9 protein-coding genes are annotated in these 8,526 nt (G+C 69.8%); 1 reads left to right on the top strand and 8 read right to left on the bottom strand.

Annotated elements, in window-relative coordinates:
* On the top strand, positions 1-754 hold a 754-nt coding region (locus AB1634_17625; GenBank protein ID MEW6221336.1), incomplete at its 5' end, for a thioredoxin family protein.
* A 21-nt stretch (positions 755-775) separates the two neighbouring features.
* Here the strand turns inward: AB1634_17625 and tsoA are convergent.
* The 8 genes from tsoA to AB1634_17585 form a co-directional block, all read right to left on the bottom strand.
* Positions 776-1,246 carry an LULAXC motif (seleno)protein TsoA gene (tsoA, locus tag AB1634_17620; protein MEW6221335.1) on the bottom strand — a complete coding sequence of 157 codons (471 nt, stop codon included), beginning with the start codon at positions 1,244-1,246 and terminating at the stop codon, positions 776-778.
* An 18-nt stretch (positions 1,247-1,264) separates the two neighbouring features.
* Positions 1,265-1,624 carry an ArsR/SmtB-type metalloregulator TsoR gene (locus AB1634_17615; protein MEW6221334.1) on the bottom strand — a complete coding sequence of 120 codons (360 nt, stop codon included), beginning with the start codon at positions 1,622-1,624 and terminating at the stop codon, positions 1,265-1,267.
* 104 nt (positions 1,625-1,728) lie between these two features.
* On the bottom strand, positions 1,729-3,600 hold the full coding sequence (locus AB1634_17610; GenBank protein ID MEW6221333.1) for a carbamoyltransferase: 1,872 nt from the start codon (positions 3,598-3,600) through the stop codon (positions 1,729-1,731).
* Positions 3,601-3,754: 154 nt separating this feature from the next.
* The gene (locus AB1634_17605) at positions 3,755-4,978 is read right to left on the bottom strand and encodes a hypothetical protein (protein MEW6221332.1); all 1,224 of its coding nucleotides are present in this window, start codon (positions 4,976-4,978) and stop codon (positions 3,755-3,757) included.
* A complete protein-coding gene (locus AB1634_17600; protein MEW6221331.1) occupies positions 4,979-6,106 on the bottom strand; it encodes an SPFH domain-containing protein in 1,128 nt (375 codons plus the stop codon). It abuts the gene before it with no gap.
* A gap of 68 nt (positions 6,107-6,174) precedes the next feature.
* Entirely contained in the window at positions 6,175-7,656 is a 1,482-nt protein-coding gene (locus AB1634_17595) for a YihY/virulence factor BrkB family protein (GenBank protein MEW6221330.1), read from the bottom strand.
* 18 nt (positions 7,657-7,674) lie between these two features.
* Entirely contained in the window at positions 7,675-7,824 is a 150-nt protein-coding gene (locus AB1634_17590; GenBank protein ID MEW6221329.1) for a DUF5989 family protein, read from the bottom strand.
* A gap of 23 nt (positions 7,825-7,847) precedes the next feature.
* Positions 7,848-8,234: an SxtJ family membrane protein gene (locus AB1634_17585; protein MEW6221328.1), complete on the bottom strand. Its 387-nt coding sequence runs from the start codon at positions 8,232-8,234 to the stop codon at positions 7,848-7,850.
* Between the last annotated feature and the right edge of the window lie 292 nt (positions 8,235-8,526).

The raw sequence follows: 8,526 nt of genomic DNA, 5'->3' as shown, positions 1-8,526 counted from the left end.
GCTTGGACTCCTCACCTGGGTGGCGAGCACCGGCGATCCGCTTTTTGGCTTCATCATTTTCTTCACCCTGAGCCTCGGCCTCGGCCTGCCCCTCTTTGTCCTGGCGCTGTTCGCCGGCCGGCTCCACCCGCTTCCCCCCTCCGGCGAATGGCTGAACTGGGTGCGGAAGGTCATGGGCTGGGTGCTGGTGGCCATGGCGGCCTACTTCCTCCGCCCCCTGGTGCCCCCGGCAGCAGCGGTGGGAATCACGGCGGTGATCGGCCTGGCGGCGGGCCTGCATCTGGGCTGGCTGGACCGGAGCACCGCCGCCTTCGCGGCCTTTGCCTGGATCAGAAAGGGGGTGGGGGTGGCAGCCATTGCCCTGGCGGTGGCGCCGGCGATCTTCTGGCTGCTGCGCGGTCCAGGCGTGGCCTGGCAGCCGTACAGCCCGGCCATTCTCGAAGAGGCGAAGCGGGAGGGCCGGCCGGTGGTCCTGGATTTTTCCGCCGCCTGGTGCGCGCCCTGCCGGAAGCTCGACGAGGTCACCTTCCATGACCCGGCGGTGGTGGCCCAATCCCGCCGCTTTGTCATGGTGAAGGTGGACTTGACCACCGCCGACGATCCCCTCCACCGGCAGCTCGTCCAGGACTACGGCGTCATGGGCGTGCCCACCGTGGTGTTCCTGGACCGGACCGGGAAGGAGCGGCGGGACCTGCGGCTGGTGGACTACATGGCTCCTGCGCAGCTCGTACCCTGGATGGAGAAGATCCCGTAGCAGCGGGAGGCCTGTCTCTGTTCACGGCTCCCGGCCGGGAAGAGGCAGCTTGTCCTCCCGCTGCAGCTTGCGCAGCAGCAGCTCGGCGCCGGTGCGGGAGATGCCCAGGGCCTGGCCGATGCTGTCCGCGGTGAGCTGACCCTGGCGCCGGGCCAGATCCGCCACCTCCTCCTCCAGCTCCTCCAGCCAGTCCTCGAACAGCACCAGGATGTCCGGGTCGCTCACCGCGGCGAGGGCACGGGAGCGGGCCACCTTGTCTACCAGACTCTGACACATGCGCGTTGGATCGACACCTTCGTCCATGCACTGGGCCAGTCAGAGGTGGACCAGGCTGCCGACCTTGCTGCCGTCGGCTCGCCCCAAGAGACCGGAGACGAAATCCACCAGCTCCTGGTCCCCCACCTCGGCGAGGAGCCCCCGCACCACCGGACCGAGGGCGGCAAGGGCTGCGGCCGGCTCCATCCCCTCGGCAAGCTTCTGAAAGGCATTCATGATCGTTGGCCTCCTGGGTCAAAACGAGCTCCTGGCCGCCAAGAGATCGACGGCCAGGGAGCGCAGCCGGCCGGCGATGTCGAGGATCCGCGGGTCGGCGATCTCATAATAGATGAAGGGTCCGTTCCTCTCCACCCGGACCAGGAGGGCTCGGCGCAGCTCCTTGAGGTGATGGGAGACGAGGGGCTGGGACAGCCCCAGCTCCTCCACCAGCCGCGACACCGCCTTCTTTTCTGCCGCCAGGGCAAAGAGGATGCGCAGCCGGTTGCCGTCCCCCAGGCTCCTGGCCAGGAAGGCCAGGGACTGGAGGTCATCGTCCGCTGGGACCTGGATGGAGTCCGGAGTCTGGTCGCGGGGGGGGGACAGGGAATCGGTCATGGAGCAGACAGGGGAAAGGAGAATTGTACGTAACTCCACATTAACAGAGATTGATGGCCCATGCTCGTCGTTCATGGGCCGGGATTGGACAGTATCCCACCGGCTCAGTCCGGGGGCAGGGTGCGGCGCCAGTCGTCGCTCTCGGGCCAGGGGGGCTGGTCGGCCTTGTCGAACAGGCAGTCGTTCATGACCAGGAGGTCCATGCCGGTGCGCATGAAGCAGCGGTAAGCGTCCTCCGGGCCCATCACCATGGGCTCGCCCCGGACGTTGAAGCTGGTGTTCACCAGGGCGCCAAGACCGGTCTCCTGCCGGAAGGCGTCGATGAGCTGCCAGAAGCGGGGATTGGTCTCCCGGTGCACGGTCTGGACCCGGGCCGAATAGTCCACATGGGTGACGGCCGGGATGAGGGAGCGCTGCTGATACAGACGGCTGGCCAGATCCGCCTCCTCCCCCAGGGCCGGCACCGGCCGGCGCACGGCCTCGGCCACCGGCGCCACCAGGAGCATGTAGGGCGACGGCTCCGGCAGCTGGAAGAGCTTCTCGGCCTCCTCGGCCAGCACCGCCGGCGCAAAGGGCCGGAAGCCCTCCCGGAACTTGATCTTGAGATTGAGCTTCTTCTGCATTCCTTCCTGCCGGGGATCCGCCAGGATGCTCCGGTTGCCCAAGGCCCGGGGGCCCCACTCCATGCGGCCCTGGAGCCAGCCCACCACCTTGCCAGCGGCCAGCTCACCGGCCACCTTCCGGCACAGCTCCCCGAAGTCGGCATACTCCTCATACGGGGCGTGCAGGCGGGCCGCGCACTTGGCCACGTCCCGGTTGGAAGAGTCCGGTCCCAGATAGGAGCCGGCCATGGCATCGCCACCGGCGGTTGCCGGCCGCTCGGCCCCCTGCCAGATGTGCCAGCCGGCATAGGCCGCGCCCAGGGCGCCGCCGGCATCCCCGGCGGCCGGCTGGATCCACAGGCGGTCCACCAGACCGCTGGCCAGCAGCCGGCCGTTGGCCACGCAATTGAGGGCCACGCCGCCGCCCAGCACCAGGCGCCGGCAGCCGGCCAGCCGGGTGGCGGTGGCAGCCAGGCGCAGCACCGCCTCCTCGGTCACCTGTTGCACCGCGCAGGCCAGATCCATGTAGGCCGGGGCAAGCTCGCCCTCCGGCTGGCGCCGCTGAAGGTCAAAAAGCCTGCGCCAGCGCTCGTCCTGGCACATGGAAAGTCCGGTGGCAAAGTCGAAGTAGTCCATGTTGAGGAGGAGCGAGCCGTCCGGCCGCAGATCGATGAGCTCGTCCATGATCTGGCGGCAGAAGCGCCGGGTGCGCTCGCTGTCCGGCCGGCCGTACGGGGCAAGGCCCATGAGCTTGTACTCGCCGCTGTTGACCTTGAAGCCGCAGTAGAGGGTGAAGGCGGAGTACACCAGGCCCAGGGAATGGGGAAAGGGCAGCTCCCGGAGCAGGGTGATCTCCTGGCCGCGGCCATGGCCGATGGTGGTGGTCGCCCATTCCCCCACCCCGTCCATGGTCAGGATGGCCGCCTCGGGGAAAGGGGACGGATAGAAGGCAGCGGCGGCATGGGATACATGGTGCTCGGGGAAGAGAAGCGGCGGCCGGCCGTTGGCAGGAAGCGCCGCCACCGCCTCCAGCTCCTGCCACAGGAGGTGGCGGGCGAAGAGCTTCTCCTTCACCCACACCGGCATGGCGGCGGCAAAGCTGGCCAGGCCCCGGGGGGCGAAGGCGTGGTAGGTCTCCAAGAGCCGCTCGAATTTCAGGTACGGCTTCTCATAAAAGACGATGGCGGCCAGATCCCCGAGGCCGAGCCCGGAGTCGTCCAAAAGATAGCGGATCGCCTGGGCCGGAAAGCCGGGATCGTGCTTCCGGCGGCTGAAGCGCTCCTCCTGGACCGCGCCCCGGATGCGGCCGTCCACCAGGAGGGCCGCGGCGCTGTCGTGGTAGAAGGCGGAAATGCCGAGGATGGCGGTGGTCATGGCTTCCTTGGGAAAGGGTGCAGGTTCAGCGGTCCCATCGACCTGGGGCGCCTCGTGAAGCCGCTTGCGCATGGGTGCGGCATGGACTTTGTGGACGGTATGGACAGGATGGACCGAATGGACAGCGGTGCCACGTCCATCTCGTCCATCACCGTCAGAGCTGGCTGCCCAGCCGCAGGGCCGATTTGTTGACAGCCAAGGGTAGCCCTTCCAGCACCAAGTCCGGCCCGGCGGCGGCAAAGGGCAGGTAGCAAAGCTCGATGGCCTGGATGGCGAAGCGGACCTCCGCCAGGGCGGGCAGCACGGTGCGGCGAAGCACGGTGGCCTGGGCGACGATGAGGCGCAAGGCCTCTACCGCCTCGCTGCGGGGGAGGTTCGCGCCATGCAGACCCTGCCGGGGCAGGGTGCCCTGGCCGGGAAAGGCCTTGCCCGCCAGGGCCAGGCGCACGGCGGTCGTCAGGAACAGGGGGGGCGGGAGCTTGAAGGCCGGCACCAGGAAGGCCATGGCCTCGTTTTCATCCTGCGGCGCGGGCAGGCGGGGCTGGCCGGTGACCCGCAGAAAATCGGCCCGGGAGGTGATGCCCAGGGCCGGCAGCCCGGCTTCGATCCGCCAGAAGGGCAGGTAGGAGGGCGCCGGACCCTGGCCCGGCACCAGGCGCCACGGGAGGTCCCGGAAGCCGGCGGCGTCGGCGGCCCAGAGGCGCTGGCAGTTGGGACAGGCCAGGGCCAGACTGTCCGCCGCCCCGGCAAGGCCGGCGCCGCAGTTGGGACAGAGGCTGGCCAGAAAGGTCGGCCGCCAGGCCAGCGGCTCTGACGGCACACCGGCCAGGATCTCGGGGCTGTCCCCAACCGCCAGAGGCTGGCCGGTCACCGCGTCGAGCACCTGCCGTCCCGCCTGCACCAGGGGCAGGTAGACGAGGCTTACGGTCTCGCCGATGGCCGCCGCAAATAGGGGCCTGATCTCGGACGGCCTGTCTTCCGGCTGGGGAGCCCGGGCCAGGATCGAGGCCAGGGGCAGCCGGGGCGGCAGGGCGCGGCCGGCCCGCTCCTGGGTGGCGAAGCGCAGGCGCATCGCCTGCGGCCGCAGGCCCAGGGAGGCGGGAAGGCCGGCCAAGTCCACGCCGCGGCCGGTGGTGTCCACGTGCCGGTGGCGCAGTCCGCCGGTGTCGCAGCTGTAGACCGTGCCCCGGAAGCGCCAGTACGGGGCAAGGAGCACGTCGGCGGCCTGCCGGCTGTGGGGCAGGACATACCGGAAGGGGGCCGGCGCCACCACCACCTGCGGCACCGCGCAGTACTGGCAGACCAGGAGCCGCGCCGTCTCCTCCAGGGCCACCGGTGCGCCGCACTGGGGGCACGGCTCCTCCACCAGGCAGTCCATCTACAGCCGCTCCCCGCAGCCGTTGCAGAAGACCGATTCCGGCAGGTTTTCGAGACCGCAGCCCCGGCAGACCCGGGCCGCAGGCTTCTGGTCCACCGGCTGGCCGCAGCGGGAGCAGAAGCGGGCGTTGGCCGGCAGGTTCTTGCCGCAGCCGCGGCATTGCTGGACGATCACCAGCTGGTGGCCGCAATGGGGGCAGAAGCGGTCGCTGGCTGCCACCGCCTGCCGGCAGTCCGGGCAGGTGGCCGCGGCTGCCGCGGCCACCACCGGGGGCCCGGCCGGCCGGCTGCCCAGGGCTGCCAGCATGGCGGGCATCATGAGGCCAAAGCCAAGGCCCATGCCGTCGCTGGCCGGCCCCTGGCTCGCTGCCGCCTTTTCCATGGCCGCCGCGGCCTTGAGCTTGACCAGGCCATCGAGGTCCTGCACCACCCGCAGCCGGCCCTGGTCGTCGATGGCCTGCTGCACCTCGGCGGGCGGGGTGATGGAGGTGATGTAGAGCTGGGACAGGGCCAGGCCGAAGTGGCCAAAGTCGGCCGCCAGGCGGCTCAACAGCTCCTGGGACAGCTCCTCGTAGCGGCCGGCCAGGTTGAGGATGCTGTCCAGCCGGTCGCCCAGGAGATCGTTGAGGCGGGAGACGATGACCTTCCGGAGATACTCTTCCACCTGGCTGGCAGCCAGGCTGCCCATGGTGCCTACCAGGGTGTTGATGAAGAGCAGCGGCTGCTGGATCTGGATATTGAACATCCCATGGGCCCGGAGGCGGATGAGCCCCAGCTCCGAATCCTTGAACGCCACCGGGTCGGTGGTGCCCCATTTGAGGTTGGCGAAGATCCTGAGGTTGACGAAATAGACCTCAGCCCGGAGCGGGCTCATCATGCCCCAGGGCAGGGCGAGGATCTTGGTGACGACCGGAACGTTGCCGGTCTTCAAGGTGTGGCGGCCGGGGCCGAAGAGATCACAGGCCTTGCCCTTGTAGAAGAGCACCGCGGCCTGGCTCTCCCGCACCGTGAGCTGGGCGCCGAATTTGATCTCCCCGGAGCCTTCCGGCGGCTCCCGGTGCACCAGCTCCTGGCCGGTGTCATCCAGCCATTCGATATACTCCAGAAAGACGAGATTGTTGGCTCCCATGACGACCTCCGATCACCGGTTGGGGTGACGGGCCTTGCGGCGGCGCGACCAGCAGGCCCTGGTCCAGTCTACGGGCGAGGCTTCCGGCTGGCAAGGTCCGCCAACGTCGCCGGCCGCAGGTCCGGGCCGGCGGCTTCGCTCGGCTCGCCCGAAAGGGAGCGGCCGCTGACCGCCGCCCGGGCGCCGGCCATGACATCCTGGGCCAGGGGCGGCAGGGGGCCGCTCGCCCCCCGGGCCAGGATATGATCGACCACCTCGGCGGCGTCGATCATCCCGTTCGGGGCGGCGGGCACGAAGCCATCGCCATTCTCGGCCACCCGGCGCAGGAAGCCGCCGGCCTGCAGGGCTTCCAGGACCTCGGCCGCGGCGTGGGGCGGCAGAGGGCCCAGCCGCGGGCCCAGGGTGGCCCGCAGAAGAACGCGGCGTTGGGCATGCTCGGCCTGGGCCAGGCTGAGGATGGCAAAGGCCAGGCCCAGCCGGCCGAGGGGGGACAGGGGCTCCTCGTGGTGCTGGTAGTCGGGCCAGGCCTGGACCGCGAAGGCCACCTCGGCACCGGTCAGGAAGATGACCCAGCCCAGGTGCATCCAGACCAGGAACAAAGGCAGGGTGGCAAAGGAGCCGTAGATGGCGTTGTACCGGGCCACGCCGACCTGCAGGGAGACGTAGAGGCCCTGGACCGCCAGCCAGCCGACGCCGCCGCAGGCCCCGCCGGCCAGGGCCGGCAGGAAGCGGACCCGGCTGTTCGGCACGAAGCGGTACAGGATGGTGAAGGTGCCCACCACGGCCAGGACCGGCAGGAGCTTGAGGAGGAGGCCGGTGACCAGCTCCAGGGGAAGAACCGCCTGCAGCCGGCTCAGGAGGCTTTGGCTCTGCAGGGTGGCCTCGGCGGCAAAGGCAACGTTCACCGCCACGGGCAAGAGGATCATGAGGGCCAGGTAGTCCATGAGTCGCCGGCCCAGGGGCCGGCCGCTGTCCGCCCGCCAGATGGTGTTCATGGCCCGCTCGATGGTGGACAGCACGGAGATGGCGGCCATGAGCAGGCCGATGATGCCGAAGGCGCCGAGGGTGGCGAAGTTGGTGCGGTCGACGTAGGCGAAGATCTGGTCCACCGCCTGGCGCAGATGGCCGCCGAAGCTGGGTGCGCCGGGGGCGCCCGCGTCCGGCTCCGGCGCCGCCGCCTGGGGGGCCAGGACCAGGGGGCCGGCCTCGAACTGGTCGATGAGCCGGTAGGCGGCCTGGCGCATCTGGTCGCCGGCACCAAATCCCTTGAGCACCGCGGTGGTGAGGGCCAAGGTTGGCACCAGGGCCAGGAGCACGGTGAAGGTCAGGGCACTGGCCCGAAGGGAGATGCGGTTGCGGTCCGACTCCAGGATGGTGATGTGCCCGATGCGCAACAAGGCCCGCAGACCGAAGGCCAGCTCGCTCTCCCGGGGCCGCCGGGGCTGCCACAGCCAGGCGAGGCCATCCTGCCACAGCCGCCCCAGGCGCGCGCCCAGCCCGGCACCGGCCTCATGGCCCGGCGCCGCGCCCGCGGGCTGTGCCTCGCTCATGGCCGTGCCCCTCCGGTCTCAGAACAGGGTATAGATGAAGGGGGCCACCGCCGTGCCGCTGGTGAAGACGATCAGCCCGCCCAGGAGGAGCAGGGTGACGATGATGGGCAGCAGCCAGAACTTTTTGCGGGTGCGCAAGAAGCCCCACAGGTCGTGGAGAAAGTCCATGAATACGGGTTTCCTCGGAAGATTCAGTATGGCCTTTCCAGGTCCTGGCGCCGGATCACCCCCTGGCGGCTGCGGAAGAGGCTGCCGTCGCCCCGGTGCCACTGGCGGAGCAGAAGAGGGTCGGCACCGGTAGCCCGCCGGAAGAGACCGATGGGCGTGACCACCAGAAAGAAGAGCAGCGACAGGACAACCCGGCTGCCCACCGCACCCAGGCGGTCAGCGAGCCCGAACCACAGCCGGCTGGCCGGCGCCAGGGCCCGGGGCCAGACCATGGCCAGGACGAGGACAGCCATGGCCAGCCGGACCAGGATCTCGGCGCCGGTACCGGCGTGGAAGAGAAGCAGGAGAAGGACCAGGGCCAGCCCGGTATCCTTGGCCCGTTCTTGGCTGGTCTGGCTTGGTGCTGGCACTGCGGGCTCCTTTGCTCCCAGGGCTCCACGCCCGGCGCTGGGCTCGGCCCCAGCTTACTGGATGGCAGCCGGCCGGTCAACGCCCCGGTTGATGTCCGGCTACCAGGCCTCTGCCGCGCCGGATCTCTTACTCCCCCAAGATACCCATTCCTCCCATCCCTCCCATGACTCCGGCGCCGCCAGGGGCCCTGGCGCCCTTGCCAGCCCCGGTATCCGGTCAGGCATAGTGATGCCAAGCCACCCGGAGCAGGGTCTCGCCGGCCAGAAAGAGGCCATAGACGGCCGGCAGCAG

It is taken from the genome of Thermodesulfobacteriota bacterium, assembly GCA_040755095.1.
Classification (GTDB): domain Bacteria; phylum Desulfobacterota; class Desulfobulbia; order Desulfobulbales; family JBFMBH01; genus JBFMBH01.
Note: the sequence above shows the minus strand (reverse complement) of the source record. Positions and strands in the feature narration are given on the sequence as shown.

Excerpts from the sequence above, each read along its gene's own strand:
- AB1634_17615 (MEW6221334.1), bottom strand. The coding sequence starts at position 1,624 with ATGACCGATTCCCTGTCCCCCCCCCGCGACCAGACTCCGGACTCCATC.
- AB1634_17610 (MEW6221333.1), bottom strand. The coding sequence starts at position 3,600 with ATGACCACCGCCATCCTCGGCATTTCCGCCTTCTACCACGACAGCGCC.
- AB1634_17605 (MEW6221332.1), bottom strand. The coding sequence starts at position 4,978 with ATGGACTGCCTGGTGGAGGAGCCGTGCCCCCAGTGCGGCGCACCGGTG.
- AB1634_17600 (MEW6221331.1), bottom strand. The coding sequence starts at position 6,106 with ATGGGAGCCAACAATCTCGTCTTTCTGGAGTATATCGAATGGCTGGAT.
- AB1634_17595 (MEW6221330.1), bottom strand. The coding sequence starts at position 7,656 with ATGAGCGAGGCACAGCCCGCGGGCGCGGCGCCGGGCCATGAGGCCGGT.
- AB1634_17590 (MEW6221329.1), bottom strand. The coding sequence starts at position 7,824 with ATGGACTTTCTCCACGACCTGTGGGGCTTCTTGCGCACCCGCAAAAAG.